Source organism: Spirulina sp. LEGE 11439 (genome assembly GCF_059821285.1).
The window spans coordinates 13,574-32,128 of sequence record NZ_JCAMRX010000056.1 but is presented as its reverse complement, the minus strand read 5'-3'; the positions used below and the strand labels follow the sequence as shown (position 1 = coordinate 32,128).

The following is an 18,555-nucleotide window of genomic DNA, read 5'->3' as shown; positions in this document are numbered from 1 at the left end:
AATAAGCAATTATCAATTCAATCCAAATTCTTTTATTGCAGGGAGGAAGTTTTTGTTCTCGTGGCTGGGACGGCTGAGTTTAATTAAGGCAAAGCGGCGATCGGGGGTTAAACTTTGCCACTGTTCGAGACTTAAAGATACATCCATTTCTATTGCTTTTTTCTCCACCGTATCGGGAATCACTGTGTCGTTTAACCAAGGTGGATTTTCTTCAATGGGAAGTGTTGATGCTGGCTTTCCGGTATGTTGAATCACTAATTTTTGTAAATATTCTCTATAAGTTTCAATTTCTGTTTCTGTTCCACAGGGCATTATGACGAGATTTTCTCGAGTTTCGCGATCGAATTGATGCCAATGAGTGAGTTTCAGTTTGATCCCGCAAGTATCTAATTTCATCCTCACTTGCATGGGAATACAGCGTAAAGAGTTCACAAAATCTGCTTCAAATTGGAAAAAATAAGACATGGGCTATTCGTTTTTTATTTGTTAAAATAGCCCCATCACCTGAAAGGAAAATAGGGCTATTTTATTTTAGCGGAAGAGTTAGGAATTCTTCAAGGAACAAAAAACAAAGAAACTGTAATTTTTCTCATCAAAGTTCGACAACTCTCACATTGCGGAGTTGATAATCCGATCCGGTTTTCTTCGCACAGAAGCCCATATCAACGGTTTGATTGGGTTGCAGGGGTTGTCCCCAATTAGGCGGCGTTACGGTGTATTGCGAACCCTGACGCTGAAAATCGCCATTCCAACTGTTATTAATTTGTGCTTGATTCATATCAAAGCGCAATTGCCAAGCACGAATCGGAGAACTATTGGAATTCTTGACAGGAATCCGTATACAAAATCCTGTATTCCAATCGGAATCAACGATCGCATTTGCTGTTAGGTTGGTATTAGAAACAGGATCGACAACAGGATCGGGAGTTGGATCGGGTATGGGATCGACAACAGGATCGGGAGTGGGATCGGGTGTAGGATCGACAACAGGATCGGGAGTTGGATTCGGATCGATCGCAACGCTATCTCCTAATAAAGTACTTAATAGCTGTTGTTTGGGGGCATCAACGGTGCGCCAATCATCTTTTAAAATCCCTCCCGTATCGCCACTATTGGGATTCCAACTCCAATACGTAAAATGTAATTCTTTTTCATCAATGAATTTGACTAATTCGCGCTGCCAAATTCCTTCTTTCGAGGAAGAATCCACTTGACGACCGCCAAATTCTCCAATGAGAACGGGGGCAATCTTTTCATCATTAATATAATTAAACCCAATTTGCCAGCGTTGGCGCAGATTGCTAGGAAAAGAAGATTCAGAAAACCAAGGTTGATTGTAGACTCCCGCGCCATATTCGTGTGGAGAATAAACGAGCTTATTCGCGACATTCAAGCGAACGGGATAGTTTTTTACCCCTTCCAAATTACCGCCCCACCAGTGATTGATTTGTTGTCCCGGGACGTTTTTTTCGACCCCTTCAACCACAATGAGCCAATCAGGATTCACTGCAAGGATAGCATTTCCGGCACGTTCGGCAGCTAGTCGCCAGTCCGTCGCGCGATCGCCAGTTCCCCAACTCGCTTCGCCGTGGGGTTCGTTTTTCAGATCCGCCCCAATCACATTACGCTGATTTTTGTAACGTTGGGCGAGCATTGTCCAAGCGTCGATCCAGTCCTCTTCCGTGAAACCATCGCCATACCATAGGGTCGGGATGCGCTGGTCGTTTAAGCGATGGCTGTCGAGGAGAATGAGTAATCCTTGGCGATCGGCTTCTTGAATAAAGAGATCGAGGGCTTGTAAAGAGGTTTTTCCTTGGAAATCGGCGTTACTGCCAATACTAAAATCAACACCACTGAGGGAATTCGATCGCAATCCCTGTACGGAGTAAGGAAGGCGAATAACGTTGTAACCTAAGTTCTTAATTTCGGCGAGCATTTCTTGATAATCTCGCGCCCAAAGTCCGTGAGGGGCGTGGGTTTCCGTCTCAAAACCGAACCAATTGACCCCGCGCAAGAGAACCGGTTGACCGCTTGCATCGATGATTTGCGATCCGCGTGTAGAAAGAGGGGTTTGCAGAGGAGAGGCGGCGCTTGCTGGTTCGGGAAGGTGATGTAGTGCGATCGCGACCCACAAAGCTAAGAAAAAGGTCAAAATTCTCGCACCAATTTTGAGGAAATTTCGTTTCGGTTTCAATTTGTGCGACGGGTTGAATTGTTTTGTCAGCATGAAAATTTACAGGTAGAGAGTGATTTGCATTGCCCAAGGAAATAGGAGCCACTTTCCCTGATTTTTAAAGAAAGACTGAGTTTGATTTTAATCAGTTCCCCAACCAATATTTTAAGTGTCCTATCCTTATAGCAGCAATCCTCACTATTGCTAGAAAAAGAAGATATTATTTCAGCGAACAGTACCGATCGCTAAAGCAAGAGGCTTGAAACCTTAATCAAAGAAAAGCAGGGTATTCTAAGGATGCAACCGCTTAATATTTAATTTTGTAACAATTCGATGGAAAAGGAGCCGAGGATAGCCGAAATTGGGATTCAATTCATCTTAAGAACATCTAATGGAGTTTAATAACAATGACGGAAACACAAGTTTTTGTTGCCCTGATCATCGCTTTACTACCGGGTATTTTGGCTTACCGTTTAGCTTCTGAACTTTACAAGTAAAATTCTTAAGCAAAATTGCGAGCAAAATTAAATATGTGCGCGATCGGGGTGAAGGGAGTCTCTTTGCCCTGATTTTTTGCCTTGATTTTTACCATCCCCGAGTGCCGACTCCTCCTTTAAAAGGTCCGGTAATCTCGCTTGTTATCCAGCCACCATAAAAATCTCCTTCTTGTGCTTGGACTCGTTCTCCGTTTGCGTAGCACGCATCCATTAAACTAGGATAAACAGCAATATAATTTTTAATGGCTGCAAAGGAAGGAGTCGGTTCGGGATAATACCATGCTGCATGGACAATCTTTTTATCCCCCACCGCGATCGCATAATATTTTGCTACCCCTTTCCACTCGCAAAAGGTTTGTCGGGGGGTTGGGGAAAAATACGCCATTTTTACATCTTCGGGAGGGAGGTAATAAACCGGAGGATGACTGGTTTCGAGGACGCGATAGGTGCGCTGACTCTCGGCGATCGCCACGCCATTAAAAACAATTTTAATCTCTTTCGAGGAAGGCTCTGCGATCGCGGGACGGGGATAATCCCAAACAGATTCTTGATTTTTCAAGGAACAACGATCGATAAACAACGAACAATTATTAATGAATTAGGGGAAGTTTATCAAGTGCGATCGCGATAGTCGATCGCCTCTAAGCGTTTTTGCAAATCGATATTGCTACCCGTGGCGATGGCTTCTAGGGTTTTGACTCGCTCTTCGAGAAGTTTAACTTGAGTCGATGGGGATAAGCGATCGCTTTGCGGGTCGTCGCGATCGTCTTCCTTCTGTCGCCAAATTTTAACCGTACTGATGGTCGTCCCCACAATAATCGCCAGAGGAATCAAAGGACCGCTTCGGGTTGCGGGGGCCAGAGGAATGCAAATTGCGAGCATTCCCGTTGCAATACCCCAAATTTTAATAATCAGATCGCGCCGCAATTTTTGTTCTTTTTCCATTGTCCTTGACTTTAAAATTGTTGTAAAAAACGTAAGTCGCTGCTATATAAACGACGAATATCATCGATTTCATGGAGTACCATAGCAAAGCGCTCGACCCCAAAACCTGCCGCAAAACCCGTATACACTTCGGGATCGTAACCGACAGCTTTTAAAACATTGGGGTCTACCATCCCGCAGCCTAAAACTTCCAACCATTTTCCTTTCCATTTCACATCAACCTCTGCCGAAGGTTCCGTAAACGGAAAATAACTGGCACGGAATAACATGGGTAAGTCTTCCCCAAACATTTGTCGAACAAATTCTTGAATCGTGCCTTTGAGATCGGTAAACGTCAGTCCTTTATCAACAGCTAAAACTTCAACTTGGTGAAACACTGCTGCATGGGTTGCATCTACAGTATCCCGACGATAAACGCGACCCGGGGCAATAATACGAATGGGAGGTTCGTGATTCTCCATGTAACGAACTTGTACGGTTGAAGTATGGGTTCGCAACAAGTTCCCATCGGGAAGATAGAGAGTGTCCTGCATATCCCGAGCGGGGTGATCCTCAAGGAAATTCAACGCCTCAAAATTATAATATTCCGTCTCCATTTCCGGACCTTCCGCGACGGTATAGCCCAAGCCAACAAAAATATCGGTGAAGCGGTCAAAAGTACTGTTCAAAGGATGAACGCGACCGAGAGGGCGGCTGACTCCTGGCATGGTAACATCAAGGCGTTCTGCCTCGAGTTGCTCTTGAATTTGGGCAGCTTCTAAGGAATTGCAAGCATCTCTGAGGGTCTTTTGAATAGCTTCTTTGACTTCATTGGCGATCGCACCAATTTTGGGGCGTTCTTCAGGACTGAGTTTACCCATTCCTCGCAAAATTTGAGATAGCTGTCCCTTTTTTCCCAAATATTTCACCCGCAAAGGTTCTAAGGCTTCTAAGGTATCTGTAGCGGCGATCGCAGTGGTCGCTTCGGTTTTAAGGGCACTCAGTTGAGTTTCAATCTCGATCGGGGAGGTCATGGGCGTGGCGTTGTGCTTAATGTTCCATACATTACAGTTTATACCAATTCGCAATTGAGCAACTGTATAGAGTAGGACAAGGAGTATCGAGGAATCTTCGTGCTGAAATGGCCAAACCGTTGAAAAAAATGGAACAATTATACTCCGATTGTCATCGTAAGATTTTACTGTTTAGAAAATTTTTTCTTTGACTCAAACCATAGGCGATCGCGGCAATTAAATTCAATTAAATTGTTGCGAGATAAAATTGTGAGATAAAATCGAGTTCAAGCCTGACTTGGGGAGCAGTCTTTAAGGTAGTATTATTTTCAACAAACGTTTTACTCTGTAATCACAACTCACAATTAAAAGATTTCCCCTTGGCAAGAAATTATCGAATGATGACCCATGCTTCCCCAAGTCAGACCCCTTTTCCTCTTGAAGAGATTGCAAAAAATCCCTTTGCGCTCGATTCTCGTGATTCCTTTTGTTATTGAAGTTGTTGCAGCCGTAGGTTTGACAGGATGGTTTTCCCTGCAAAACGGACAAAAAGCGGTTAATGATGTCACCACGCAACTGCGAGAAGAAATTACTGCTCGCATTCAACAAAAACTTGAATCTTATTTAGAAGTTCCCCATACAATCGATCGCTTGAATGCGAAAGCGATCGCGATCGGGCAACTCGATTTTACCGATCCGATCGCCCTCGATCGCTGGTTTTTCCAGCAACTGCAAACTTTCGATTCCGTAACAGGTATTTATTTTGGCAACAAACAAGGCGGTTTTACCGGACCCGAACGAGGTGGGGAAGGAACTTTCTTTATTTACTCTACAGAAGACTTTAAAGCAGGCAATCTTTATCAATACGCAAGTGACAATCAAGGCAACCGGAGAGAAATCTTAGCGACCATTCCTGACTACGATCCCCGTCAGCGACCTTGGTATACTGCGGCCATCAAAGTACGGCGGGATGTATGGAGCGAAATTTATCCCTTTATTGCCGATTTGAGTTTGGGAATTTCAGCCAGTTTACCCGTCTATGATACTCGGGGACAACTCCAAGGAGTAGTCGAAACCGATCTCGCCCTTGCAGACATTAGTGATTTTTTGCGTTCCCTCAAGATCGGGCGCACGGGACAAACTTTTATTATGGAAAGTTCTGGGTTAATTGTTGCGACTTCCACCGATGAAAAGCCTTTTCTCGATCCCTCGGGAGAAGAGAAACCCCAGCGTTTAAACGCGATCGAGAGTCGCATTCCTTTAGTTCAAGGAAGCGCCAAACGGTTAATCGAGCAATTCGGCGATTTTTCCAGCTTAAAAGGCAGCGAACAATTAACCTTTACTCTGCAAGGACAGCGACAGTTTTTGCAGGTGACTCCCTTCCGAGACAAGCGAGGATTGGATTGGTCGATCGTGGTGGTGATTCCCGAGGCCGATTTTATGGAGCGCATTCACGCCAATACGCGATCGACGATTTTTCTTTGTTCGATCGCGTTGGGAGTGGCTCTGGTTCTCGGTATTTTAACCGCTCGTTGGATTGCTCAACCGATTTTACGCTTAAATGCGGCCTCGAAGGCGATCGCGTCGGGGGAGTTAAACCAGCACATTGAGGTCAAGCAAATTCGAGAACTCGATACTCTTGCTCGCTCTTTCAATCAAATGGCCGGACAGTTACAAGATTCTTTTACCGCTCTCGAAACGACGAACGCACAGTTAGAACAACGGGTTGTCGAACGAACTGCTGAATTACAGAAAGCCAAAGAAGTCGCCGACTCGGCTAATGAGGCCAAAAGTGAATTTCTTGCCAATATGAGCCACGAACTGCGAACGCCGTTAAATGGGATTCTCGGCTATGCCCAAATTTTACAACGCGATCGCGATGCGACTCCTAAAATCAAAGATGGCATTGGCATTATCGATCAATGCGGTTCTCATTTACTGACCCTAATTAACGATATTCTCGATATTTCTAAAATTGAAGCGCGAAAGCTAGAATTCTATGCGCGGGATTTTCATTTAGAAACATTTTTGCGAGGAATTCGCGAACTTTTTCGCATAAAAGCCGAGCAAAAAGAAATTAATTTTCACTACGAAGCACTCTCAGAACTTCCTCAAGCGATTCATGCCGACGAAAAACGCTTGCGTCAAGTTTTAATCAATTTGTTAGGCAATGCAATTAAGTTTACCGATCGCGGCACGGTAACGCTAAAAATCAGCATCGTTGAACCGTCCTCCGTCACCCGTCACTCGTCACCCGTTCAACACCCTCTAACTAAACTTCGCTTTCAAGTTGAAGATACGGGAGTGGGTATGACCCCAGAACAATTAGAGAAAATTTTTCTCCCGTTCGAGCAAGTCGGCGATCGCGCCCGTCGCTTCCAAGGAACGGGATTGGGATTAACGATTAGTCGTAAGATTATTAACATGATGGGCAGCGAACTCAATGTGACCAGTACTGCGGGTGCGGGCAGTCGTTTTTGGTTCGATCTCAATGTCCCCGAGGTGAGTAATTGGCATGAATTAGAAGTGAAAAAACCGCCTCAAAATATTGTGGGCTATCAGGGCAAAACTCGGAAAATTTTGATTGTTGACGATCGCTGGGAAAATCGAGCGGTTTTGCTGAATTTTCTCCAGCCGATAGGATTTGAAGCGATCGAGGCCGAAAATGGTTGTGACGGATTAGAAAAAGTAAAAATTCATCACCCCGATCTCATTATTACCGATCTATTTATGCCTGTCATGGATGGTTTTGAAATGATGCAAAAATTGCGGAATTTAGAGGACGGACAAAAAACGATCGCGATCGCCTCTTCTGCGAGTGTGGTCCGGGGCGCTCGTCAAAAAACGCAAGAAATCGGTTGCCATGATTTTCTCCCTAAACCCGTACAAGCATCGGAGCTATTTGCTCAACTCCAACAGCATTTAAACTTAGCGTGGATTTATCAACCGGTTGAACAATCTCCTGAAAGCACTCCGCAAAAACTCATTTTTCCTCCCGCACGAGAACTGATCCCACTCTACAATATTGTTTTAGATGGGTATCTCACGGAAATTAAAGCTGAAATCGAACGGCTTGAGGCTCTAGATCCTCAATATGTTACTTTTACTCAGAAAATCGTTAAACTTGCAGACGCATTCGAAGGCGAAGAAATTCTCAAATTACTCGAACCGCTTATCAATGAACAATTATCAATGAACAATTATCAATGAAGAACCAACAACCAACAGCTATTTTTTGGGTTATCTCCATTTTCGCAGCATTAATGGGGTTAGCGATCGCGCCGTCTCCCAGCATGACACAAGAAACCGCTTGTCCGCCTTCAGTTCTTTCGCGACTGCGAACCCATACGGTACAAGGAAGAGAAACTTTAGAAGCGATCGCAGCACAATATCAAATTTTGCCGGCTATTCTCGTACATTTCAATCCTATTTTGCAGGAGCGCCAACCCATTCCGGGCAGCACATTATTTATTCCTCCTCTCAATGGTATTGAAGTGAATGTCCCCTCGGGAGCAAATTGGCAAGATTTAGCCGAGGCTTACGGAGTTCGTGCCGATGTATTATTCGAACTCAACGGCTGTCAATTTCCGGGGGAAACTGCCTTTATTCCGGGAACGAATTGGAGTCCTCATAACACCCCCCAAGCGCGGAGTTATGAAGGTTTGAGTGGCTATCCTTTGCGCGATCGCACGGCGATCGGGCGTTCCTATGGTTGGCAGGATGGAGGAGGAGGAGAAGAAAACGAGTTTCATAATGGTATTGATTTTCTCGCCTCCCCGGGAACCCCCGTACTCGCCGCAGAATCGGGAATTGTTGCTTTTGCCGATCGCCAAGGAAATTATGGCAACTTGGCAGTGATCAACCACGAAGGGGGACGACAAACGCGCTACGCTCATCTCGATACCCTCAATGTCACCCCCGGACAAGAAGTTCAAACCGGGGATATTTTGGGAACTGTCGGGACGACTGGAAAACCTGACATTCCCCAACCCCACTTGCATTTTGAAGTCCGCTATCAAGTCCCCATTGGCTGGGTCGCCCAAGACCCACAAATTCACCTTATTTTCGATAATTGGTAATTAAATTAATTGATAACTGATGTAGGGACGTAGCATGCTACGTCCCTACAGGGAATGCTACATGGTAATTACTGATTCAGCCAACCGCGAAGCCGACGAGCTACTTGAGGGCGGCGAAGTTTTCGCATGGCTTTGCTTTGAATCTGTCTGACCCGCTCTCGAGACAAGTTAAACATCCCCCCCACTTCTTCTAAAGTATAGGGCTGGCTGGTATTTAAGCCATAGCGGAGAGAAATTACATCTTTTTCCCTTTCTGTCAAGACATCACTAAGAACTTCTCCGATTTCTTGACGCATCATGACTTCACTCATTTGATCTTCAGGCAACTTTAAGTCGCTATCCTCGAGCAGATCCATGAGTTCGGTGTCTTCTCCTTTACCGACGCGGTGATTGAGGGATAAAGATTGGCGGCGTAATTGGAAAAGGTGGCGCAATTGGGTGGGGGTAACATCTAATTCTGCCGCTAATTCTTCTTCGTGGGGATTGCGCTGTAATTTTTGTTTGAGATTGCGCTGGGCTTTTTTCAGTTTATTAAGTTTTTCAACGATGTGAATAGGCAGACGAATCGTTCTGGCATCATTGGCAATAGTACGGGTGATGGCTTGGCGAATCCACCAATAGGCATAGGTCGAAAACTTATAGCCTTTATTGGGATCGAACTTTTCTGCGGCTCGATTTAAACCGATCGCCCCCTCTTGGATCAAATCGAGGAAAGGTACACCACGGTTGAGATAGCGTTTGGCGATCGAAACTACCAAGCGCAAGTTTGAACGGATCATCTTCCGTTTGGCGACGCGACCTTGGTATAATTTCTGTTCGAGTTGACGAAGCGTGATTCCCAATGCTTTCGCAATCTCTGTTTTAGAAGGCTGTTGCTGCAACGTCTCGAATAGTTGCTCTTGCACCGCTTCTACTTCTACGATCGCTTTAACGCACTGCGCTAATTCGACTTCTTCATCGGGTTTGAGGAGGGGATAGCGTGCCATTTCTTTAAAAAAAGCACCGACAGTATCCTCGTCTCCTTTGCTATAACTGCTTTTACGGGTTTTGGCCGCAGTCCCTGCGGACATTGAAAAGGAGACATTCACCAAATTAGGCTCCAAATTGTTTGGCAACTTGACTTCTAAGTTGGATTCGATCGCCCCGTCGGAAATGATTCCAGCGAGTTTATTATCGGTGTTTACTGTCGTAGTGTTGGGAGGTAATTCTGTAACGTTCATAAGTCGAGCTTAATGATTTCAAAAAGAAAATTGTTAAAAATTGAAGGCGGAAATTTGTTGTTTGTTATGGGTTTTTGACGATTCTGTTAGCGATCGATCTGGATCTTGGGTGTGATGAGGTTCGGGCTTGTGAGTTTGGGTTTGAAGGCGATCGCGTTGAATTGAGGTTAAGCCTAATTCCAGTCAATCCAAAAAACTTAACAGTTTCTTAAACTTATTTTTCGCTAGAATTAGGTAGATGTTGTTTATCAGGCTAGCAGAAATGTTGGGGGAGTTTGTTTGTCTGATTACAAAATTTTGAGAAAAATATTAGGAAATGTTAACAAAAATCTCGACTTTCTTCATCTTGCGCTGCAAATTTAATCGAGACTAAAGGTAAAAATCGTTCTCTTCATTAGATTTTTTGCGTTTTAAGACTCTATTTTCAGGGCAGAGAGCGATCGCTCAGAAAAAAGTAAAGTTTTGTTTCTAGTCGCTTAATATTTCGTTAGAGCGGGTGTACTTCTATGTTATAAACCTAAATGTTACAAATGTCGAATACCCCGAGTATGATTTCTTCAGTTTTGTCTGCGTCATCTCATCCTATCGTTGCAGAGCCTCGAGGAGAATATGGCGATCGGAGCGATCGGGTTGAGGGCGATCGGTGGATAGAGGTTCTGGTGAACTGTGGAGAAATTGATTCTCTGTTAACTTACCGCGTTCCTCCCAACTTAGAGGTGCGATCGGGAGATATTGTTCTCGTTCCCCTCAAAACTTATTTTCTGAAAGGGATTGCTATTCGCCCCACTACATCTCTTCCGCTTAATTTAGCACCAAAAGACATTCGCAATATCATTGATGTTATTGCTAAAGGTATTTTTTCCAATAATTATTTGCAGCTATTGGAAAAAGTAGCAATTTATTATTTTTCACCTCGAATTGTTGTATTTCGTTCTGCTTTACCGCCGGGAACGCTAAAAGAGTCGCAAAGAAGAATTTGTTTGAATTCAGACTTAATACCTCAAGGAGCAGAAGTTTTTTGCTCCCCTGTTGCTCGTAAAATCCTCGATCTTTTACAACTCAATAAAGATAGAGATTACAGTGCAAAATACATCAACGGCAAAATCAAAGGAGCAAGTAAAGGATTAAAAGATTTAATTAAGCGTGGCTGGGTAACAAGTTATCTTGCACCGCCTAAAACCCCACGTCCAAAATATCAAAAAGTTGTTATTTTAATATCTACAAATATTTTGCTAAAACCCTTATCTCGTGAAGAAAAAACAATCAATATTTTGAAACGTTTAGGAGGAGAAGAAGTTTTAGCTAAACTTCATAAATTGTATAATGTTGATTATGGTGTGATTAAGAGTTTAGAAACCAAAGGTTGTGTTTTAGTTGAGGAACAAGAAGTCTTGCGTTTCTCCTCTGAACCGAAAGTACAAAAGGATAGCCTCAAAATCCTAAATCCCAATCAGACTAAAGCCTTGGACGTAATTAAAAATATAAATGGATTTGCTTCTATTTTGCTTCATGGGATAACAGGTTCAGGAAAAACAGAAGTGTATTTGCAAAGCATTGCTCATATTTTAGGACAGGGAAAATCTGCTATTATACTCGTTCCTGAAATTAGTCTAACTCCCCAATTAACCGATCGCTTTCGAGCTAGATTTGGAGATGGACAAGTATGTGTTTATCACAGTGCTTTAAATGATGGAGAGCGCTACGATACTTGGCGCTTTTTATTGTCGAATAAGCCTCATATTGTCATTGGTACTCGCTCTGCCGTGTTTACCCCTGTTCCTAATTTAGGATTAATTATTCTTGATGAAGAACACGACCATAGCTTTAAACAACAAGAACGCATTCCCACTTATCATGCTCGAACCGTAGCACAATGGCGGGCAGAACTCGAAAATTGTCCCCTTATTCTCGGCTCCGCAACCCCTGCATTAGAAACATGGGTTAAATCAGTCACCAGTCACCAGTCACCAGTCACCAGTCATTATTTATCTTTACCCGATCGCATTCATTCCCGTCCCCTTCCTCCGGTTGAAGTTGTCGATATGCGGCGAGAATTAAAACAAGGAAATCGTTCTATTTTTAGCGTGACCTTGCAAAATGCCATCAAACAACTCAAACCAATGGGAAAAAAAGGCATTCTTTTTATTCCTCGTCGAGGACACAGTACCTTTGTTTCTTGTCGCAGTTGCGGATATGTTATTGAGTGTCCTCATTGCGATGTTTCTCTCTCCTATCATCATGTCCGCGAGGAAGCCAATCAACTGTTACGCTGTCATTATTGTAACTATAATGCCTTGCATCCTTCTCACTGTCCCGAATGCGAGTCTCCTTATCTTAAATTCTTTGGGAGCGGTACCCAAAAAGTCGTGCGGGCGATCGAGAAAGAATTCCCCGACCTGCACGTCATTCGTTTTGATAGCGATACGACCCGTGCAAAAGGCTCCCATCGTGCAAAATTAACCGAGTTTGCCGAAGGTGAGGCAGACTTGTTGGTGGGGACGCAGATGTTAACCAAAGGGTTAGATGTGGCGCAAGTAACCTTGGTGGGAATTTTAGCCGCAGATGGACTCTTAAATCTCGCCGATTATCGTGCTTCCGAACGTGCTTTTCAAACATTAACCCAAGTGGCGGGACGGGCGGGACGAGGAGACGATCCCGGACGAGTTATTCTGCAAACTTATACGCCAGATCATCCCGTTGTCGAGGCAGTTTGCAACCATGATTATTTATCCTTTGCTCGGGAAACGTTGCAAGAGCGATCGCAATTAAATTATCCTCCTTATGGGCGCTTGATTTTGTTGCGCTTGAGTGGTTTAGATGCTGAAGAAGTCGAAGCGGCGGCGAATTTAGTGGCACAGGGATGTCCTAATTTGCTAGCGAATGTCAAATACGAACTCCTCGGACCCGCACCGGCAAGTATCATGCGAATCGATCGCCGCTATCGCTGGCAAATTTTGCTCAAGTTTCCCTTAGATGTTGATAATTTACCTGATTTATCTCGGTTAAAGAAATTGTGTCCTCAACCCGTTCGTTTAACCATTGATGTCGATCCTTTAAGTATTAGTTAGCAAGGCGCGATCGCTTTAATCGTGCCTTTAATGTTTGATAGGAATCTCAATTGTAAATTCCGTCCCTTTTCCTAATTCAGATTGACAAATGAGTCGTCCGCCATGTCTTTCTGTAATAATCTCATAGCTAATCGATAATCCTAAACCCGTTCCTCGTCCTATTTCTTTGGTTGTAAAGAAGGGAGTGAAAATTTTTTGTTGCATGCTTTTATAGATTCCGGGGCCATTATCTGCGACACGAATCACGACATAATGCCGATTGACTCGCTCAGTCTGAATCGTAATTTGAGGTTGAGCGATCGCTGCTTCTTCTAAAGCGTCGATCGCATTGGTCAAAATGTTTAGAAAAACTTGATTGAGTTGGCTAGCATAACAAGTAACATTAGGAAACTCTCCATTTTTTCCATATTCTTTAATCACTTTAATTTTTTCACCGTCTTTGCGTTCAAGACGATGTTGTAAAATCAGTAATGTACTCTCAATTCCTGCATGAATATCGATACTTTTCATTTCCACTTCATCTAATCGGGAAAAGTGACGCAGAGAGAGAACGATTTCGTAAATACGCTCGCAGCCAATATTCATCAATTGTAACAAATTAGGCAAATCTTCTTGAATGAACTCAAAATCGATTAAATTTAGCCAATCCTGAATTTTAGAAGTTGGCTGAGAATATTCTTGCTGATATAACTCAACAGTTTTTAATAAATCTTGAATATATTGCTTAGCATGGTTGAGATTGCCATGAATAAAATTAATCGGATTATTAATTTCGTGAGCGACTCCTGCTACCAATTGCCCCAAGCTCGACATTTTTTCAGCTTTAATGAGTTGGAGTTGAGTGTGTTTAAATTGTTCAAGTACTGCGGAAAGTTTTTGGTTTGTCTCTTGGAGTTGTTTCGTTCTCTGTTCAATTTTAACTTCTAAATTTGCTGAATATTCTCTTTCTTGTTCGAGCAGTTGATTTTCCGTTTTTCTGAGGGTCTGTAAAGTTTGTTCGAGCTGCTGCATCTGAGCATTAATCTGGCGATCTCGCTCGTGAATGTGCCGAACCATAATGTTAAATCCTCGCGCGAGAACACCTAATTCATCTTGACTTTTAATGGGAATCTGGATCGTAAAATCACTCTCAGTTACTTTCTTTGTTGCTTTAGTAATATTATTTAAACCAAGAACAATAGAATGAGCAATATTAATAATAATCAAAGTGATGGCAGAACCACCCACTAAATAAATAATACCCATTCCCAACCAGAGACGTTGCTTAAAGTCTTCTAGAGATGTGGTTGGTTCGAGTAAGATCGCCTGAATGGAGTTATTCATCACTCCTGCAATCGAGATCGTTTTAGCCATGTAATTACGATTGTCAATCGCAACCGTCGCGATCGGCGAATTCGGTTGAGGAGGTTGCCAAGATGCTGTTTTAGCAGCCGGTAAAGTAGAAGCAACAATACGAGTGTCGGAAAGTGAGACCAGATGGCGATCGGTGTCTTTTCGCAGTTCTTCAAGGGCGAGATCGTCCATAGCAATACCGACGATCGCACCACCGAGAATTTCTTGTGGCGATTTAATGGGCGTTAAACCCACTAATAATGAAGGAGTATCCCCTTGATTGGAAACAATATCAAACAAATCCATACCCAGACTTGCCGCACGATTGATATTCTCGTCATTTAATTTTGCTTGTGCGATTTCTCCTTGTCTTAAATCGACTAATATTGCACCATTGCGATCGATAATGCGAATCCAATCTGCTTTCAATGACGCTTGCAAGGGCAATAAACTCTTGAGCAGTGCGCTTCTTTTTCTCGCAAGAACTGCTGCGATGACTTCGGGACGATTGGCGATATCTTTTGCTCGCAGAAATTGCAATTCTTTTTTCTGTTTAAAGTCCAAAGCTAATAAAGTAGAAAATTCTTCGATATCGTTTTTGAGTTCTCGATCTGCATAGCGTGTAAATAGGTATCCTCCTGTGGCGATCGCGATCGTCCACGTTCCCAAAAACGTACAGAGTAGAGGAATGAGAATTTTTGCAAACAGAGGCAGCTTGTGATAAAAACGTGGCAACATAAGATTTATTGGGTCGGCGCAACTGTAGAAAAACCGGCTTGGTTGAGAATTTCAGTTCCTTCTGAACTCAAAAGAAAATCCAGAAAGTCTGCCACGGGATCGGACGGATTGTTCCTGTAAACGATACCTAGAGTTCGTGTCATTTGATATTCTCCAACTTCGACACTTTTAGATGTCGGTTTAACTCCATTAAGACTGAGATGATTAATGAGCAAATCGTTAGCGATCCCTCGGGCGAGAGAAAATGCTCCGATACTGTAGGGTGTATTTTGCAGAACATCCACTAATTCGCTTTCGTGGCGCAGGATGGTAGCATCGGGAGAATTTGCTAGAGCTTTCCCTAAATAGTGCTTTCGCAGCAAGCGTTTTGCCGACTCGTCTTCGGCTCGATCCAACAGGACGATCTCGGCATCGGGTCCCCCAACTTCTTGCCAATTGGTCATTGTGCCACTATAGATAGCTTGCAGTTGTTCGGTTTGCAGATTGGTGACTTCGGTAACACTCGGATGCACCCCGACGATGAGGATATCTCGGACGAATTGACGATATTGCAGTTCGGGGAATTCTTCTTTGGGTTTGGGCGCTCTCGTCACGGTGCCAATATCCGCTATTCTTTCTTTCACCCCAGCAATACCGGCAGAAGACTGACTCGAGGGTAAAAAGGTTATGGTAATCCCAGTCTGTTTCTCTTGGTAGGCATCTGCTAAGAGTTGTAGGGCGGGATAGGGGGTTGCAGCCCCCATGATTGTGATTTCCTGCTGGGTTTGGGTTTCGGCTGTATTAGGGCTGGTGTCGATCGCGCAACTCGGCAGCCCTAAGATCGCGATCGTTCCCAGTGCTATGCTAAGCCACATTTTTTGCTGCATGGATTCTCCTGATTTTGTCTTTGTGAGATTGGTAATATTACGGATTAATCTGATGAGTCTTATGTATAGCAAAAGATTGTGAAAAACTTGTGAAGTGTTTGATTGTACGTCCTACAAACAAGAGACAGAACTTTTTGAGTCAAGGGTTATGATTTTGTCAAAAAGTATGAGTAAACCGCTATCTAAATCAAGGATTGTGATAGCGGCTTTTAGCAAATTTCTATCTAATCGAATCGGAATTTCTAGGCGGGTTGATCAAAAGAGATACCGTGCAGATGAATTGTACTATCAGTATTTACCCCTCAGAAATGCCGTTCGGCACTGGCAAGAAATTCCGTGGGATCGAGTAGATCGACACGACGGAAATAGGGGGCGCGATCGCGAGTAAGAGAACCCGTAGCGATGCCCGAGTACATTTCCAAATGAAGCATGGAAAGATTGAGGCGTTCGAGTTTGCCGACATAGGCGATGACCTCGCCTCGACGCACTTTGACCCCTTTACGGATGCCCGTGGCAACGTGGGAAATTTCCCCATATCGGAGGATCGAGCCGCCGCGATCGCATTGCATTTCTAAAGCATGGGTTCCTAAATAGAAGGGGTAGGGATCTTTTAAAATTACGCCATCTTCCATTGCAAAGATGGGACGACTGACGGGAGCATAAAGGTCGCAGCCGCCATGTTTGCGTCCGTTTTTCCGCATCGAGCCAAACTTCCGAATTCCAGTCTGATAATTTTCTAGGGGAGGCTGCTCGAAAGGAAACAAAAAGTGAGGTATATCAACGGTGGTGCGTTGGGCGTTGGCTTTGAGTTTAGCGAGGGTCTGTCCCCCCGGATCGACGCGACCGTCGGGAGAGGTCAGGAGAGCTACCCGCGATTGGAAAGACTCGATCGCGGCAATGGTGTCCGGGTCGCAAATTCCCGTTTCCGAGAGGCGCGATCGCGGGGTTAAAAGATGACTATTGCAATTGAGAAGGTGCTGCACCGCTTGCACGTCTTCTTCGGCGTTGCGTCCGTCGCGACCCACAGAGCCTCGTAAATTCAGCAGGTGGGGGGAGGAGGTCGGCACGAAGGGGGTTTGCTCTTTGTTGACGCGATCGAGCAAGGTGGCGATCGTGAAGGGGTTAATCGTTCCTTCGAGATCGAGGGTTTGTTTAAAGCGAGCAAATGCGGCTTCTGTCTTTGGTCCGAGAATTCCGTCTGCGGGTCCGCAATTAAAGCCGATCGCATTCAAGGCTTGTTGCAATTCTTTAATGCAGGTGCGATCGGTAATTGACGATAATTTCTGCTCGTCTTCAAATTGCTGTAATGTCGGAAACTCGAGTGCAGATTTAGAAATCGAGTCGGTTTTGAGTGTGAAATCAGTTTTGTCTGTGGCAAAGGCACACAAGACTTCCTCATCGGTCTTGACTCCTAAATATTGCATTGCCCCCGGGGAGAGATCGAGAATGCGTTGGGTGTTAATGTGGGGACCCCAATCGATCGCCCGCAAAACCACTGCGCGATCGTTAGCGGGATTGATGGCTAAAATCGGGCGATTGCGCCAAAATGTCTTATTCTTTCGTCCGTCTCGGCCAAAATAGTTCCACCGCATGGCACAGTATTGGTCGTCTTTCCCCAGTGTCCGTAAAAGCTCTCCTGTCAAAGTGCCGGTTTCGTCTTTTTTCACCCCAGTATCTTCGCTACCGCCAAACCACGAGACTTTCCCGCGAACAAAAGCATAACCTTTGTATTTAGCAACGATCCCGTAAGATTCTGTCAACTGGTCACAAACACTCTCTAAAGTGGGATTATCTAAACCTTGACGAGGAATGGCATGGCCTTCTCGTTCGATTCCGGCATAAACTTCCCGCCAATTCATCCCCGAGTCGGGGGCTGGGGTTGAGGCAAAGCTGGTGCTAGAAGTGGGTTTTAGGGATGCAAATGCCGTTTGTGCCACTTGGGTCAAAAATTGCAGCCAAACCGATTGTACGGCTAGATTTCCAATGATGCCGCAGCGACGGAGAACGCGATGGTCTGTGGCTTTGGTTTTCGGTCCGTAACAACCGTCTACGGCACCGACTCCCGGTTCGTCGAACACTTCTTTGAGGGCTAATTGTAAGAATTCTACGGTTGTTTCCGAACTGGGGTTAAAGCCTATTTCGCAGCCATCGTCAATATGAAAATGATCCCGGTGGCGATTGTCGTGATAGGGATAATTAATGACCCGTCCGAAATGCTTGCGAAGAATGGCTTCTATGCCGAGATAGAGCTTGCGATTTTTGCCCTCATAGCCGTCGTATAGGGTTACGAATTTAACGCCAGAAGTATTCCAAAACAAGCCATCGAGGTCGATCGCGCGTCCTTTTTCGTGCATTCCCGGTTTATCGACCCAAAGCCCTGCTGTGGTTAAAATATCGGCTTTTCCATAGGGACAGACTTGCCAGAGTTCGGCAAAACATCGGTCGAGTTTTTGTCGAAATCCGGGGGTGGCCTGAAAGCTGAGGGGTTTACCGCGAGTTCCGTAACTATACTGAGAGTCCTCGAAACGATCGTAGTGGAGTTTTGCTCCGGCAATGGAATTAACTTTAACAAAATTCATGCGATTGACCTCCTTGGTGCGGGCAATCTAGCGGGCGAAGCGATCGCCATCTCTCTCAATCTTCAA

General features: G+C 44.4%; 13 protein-coding genes. 4 read left to right on the top strand and 9 right to left on the bottom strand.

What is annotated here, in order from left to right:
• Positions 1–12: 12 nt before the first annotated feature.
• Positions 13–465 (bottom strand): nitrate reductase associated protein, encoded by a 453-nt coding sequence (locus tag AC6RV6_RS25240; protein WP_500243649.1) that lies wholly within the window; start codon positions 463–465, stop codon positions 13–15.
• 127 nt (positions 466–592) lie between these two features.
• Positions 593–2,152 (bottom strand): cellulase family glycosylhydrolase, encoded by a 1,560-nt coding sequence (locus tag AC6RV6_RS25235; RefSeq protein WP_500243648.1) that lies wholly within the window; start codon positions 2,150–2,152, stop codon positions 593–595.
• 422 nt (positions 2,153–2,574) lie between these two features.
• On the opposite strand from AC6RV6_RS25235, the gene psaM reads away from it, so the two are divergent.
• Positions 2,575–2,670: a photosystem I reaction center subunit XII gene (psaM, locus tag AC6RV6_RS25230; protein WP_500243656.1), complete on the top strand. Its 96-nt coding sequence runs from the start codon at positions 2,575–2,577 to the stop codon at positions 2,668–2,670.
• 88 nt (positions 2,671–2,758) lie between these two features.
• Here psaM and AC6RV6_RS25225 read toward each other — a convergent pair whose 3' ends face one another.
• Genes AC6RV6_RS25225 through pheS form a run of 3 tightly spaced genes read right to left on the bottom strand, consistent with a single transcriptional unit; the run spans position 2,759 to position 4,628 of the window.
• A complete protein-coding gene (locus AC6RV6_RS25225; RefSeq protein WP_500243647.1) occupies positions 2,759–3,229 on the bottom strand; it encodes a DUF427 domain-containing protein in 471 nt (156 codons plus the stop codon).
• 53 nt (positions 3,230–3,282) lie between these two features.
• A complete protein-coding gene (locus AC6RV6_RS25220) occupies positions 3,283–3,615 on the bottom strand; it encodes a hypothetical protein (RefSeq protein ID WP_500243646.1) in 333 nt (110 codons plus the stop codon).
• 11 nt (positions 3,616–3,626) lie between these two features.
• A complete protein-coding gene (gene pheS, locus AC6RV6_RS25215) occupies positions 3,627–4,628 on the bottom strand; it encodes a phenylalanine--tRNA ligase subunit alpha (RefSeq protein ID WP_500243645.1) in 1,002 nt (333 codons plus the stop codon).
• Positions 4,629–5,054: 426 nt separating this feature from the next.
• Between pheS and AC6RV6_RS25210 the strand changes: the two genes are divergently transcribed.
• Together AC6RV6_RS25210 and AC6RV6_RS25205 are read left to right on the top strand one after the other, a co-directional pair.
• Entirely contained in the window at positions 5,055–7,817 is a 2,763-nt protein-coding gene (locus AC6RV6_RS25210) for a hybrid sensor histidine kinase/response regulator (RefSeq protein ID WP_500243644.1), read from the top strand.
• Positions 7,814–8,686, top strand: a complete 873-nt coding sequence (locus AC6RV6_RS25205; RefSeq protein ID WP_500243643.1) for a LysM peptidoglycan-binding domain-containing M23 family metallopeptidase — start codon at positions 7,814–7,816, stop codon at positions 8,684–8,686. The genes AC6RV6_RS25210 and AC6RV6_RS25205 overlap by 4 nt, the downstream gene beginning before the upstream one ends.
• 68 nt (positions 8,687–8,754) lie before the next feature.
• Here AC6RV6_RS25205 and AC6RV6_RS25200 read toward each other — a convergent pair whose 3' ends face one another.
• Positions 8,755–9,906 (bottom strand): RpoD/SigA family RNA polymerase sigma factor, encoded by a 1,152-nt coding sequence (locus AC6RV6_RS25200; protein WP_500243642.1) that lies wholly within the window; start codon positions 9,904–9,906, stop codon positions 8,755–8,757.
• Between the two features lie 548 nt (positions 9,907–10,454).
• Between AC6RV6_RS25200 and priA the strand changes: the two genes are divergently transcribed.
• The gene (gene priA, locus AC6RV6_RS25195; protein WP_500243641.1) at positions 10,455–12,974 is read left to right on the top strand and encodes a primosomal protein N'; all 2,520 of its coding nucleotides are present in this window, start codon (positions 10,455–10,457) and stop codon (positions 12,972–12,974) included.
• Between the two features lie 27 nt (positions 12,975–13,001).
• Here priA and AC6RV6_RS25190 read toward each other — a convergent pair whose 3' ends face one another.
• The 3 genes from AC6RV6_RS25190 to AC6RV6_RS25180 form a co-directional block, all read right to left on the bottom strand.
• Positions 13,002–15,044: a sensor histidine kinase gene (locus AC6RV6_RS25190; protein WP_500243640.1), complete on the bottom strand. Its 2,043-nt coding sequence runs from the start codon at positions 15,042–15,044 to the stop codon at positions 13,002–13,004.
• Between the two features lie 5 nt (positions 15,045–15,049).
• Positions 15,050–15,910, bottom strand: a complete 861-nt coding sequence (locus tag AC6RV6_RS25185) for a substrate-binding domain-containing protein (RefSeq protein ID WP_500243639.1) — start codon at positions 15,908–15,910, stop codon at positions 15,050–15,052.
• Between the two features lie 302 nt (positions 15,911–16,212).
• Complete coding sequence (locus AC6RV6_RS25180; protein ID WP_500243638.1) at positions 16,213–18,489, bottom strand: peptidoglycan-binding protein; 2,277 nt, start codon at positions 18,487–18,489, stop codon at positions 16,213–16,215.
• Positions 18,490–18,555 lie beyond the last annotated feature (66 nt).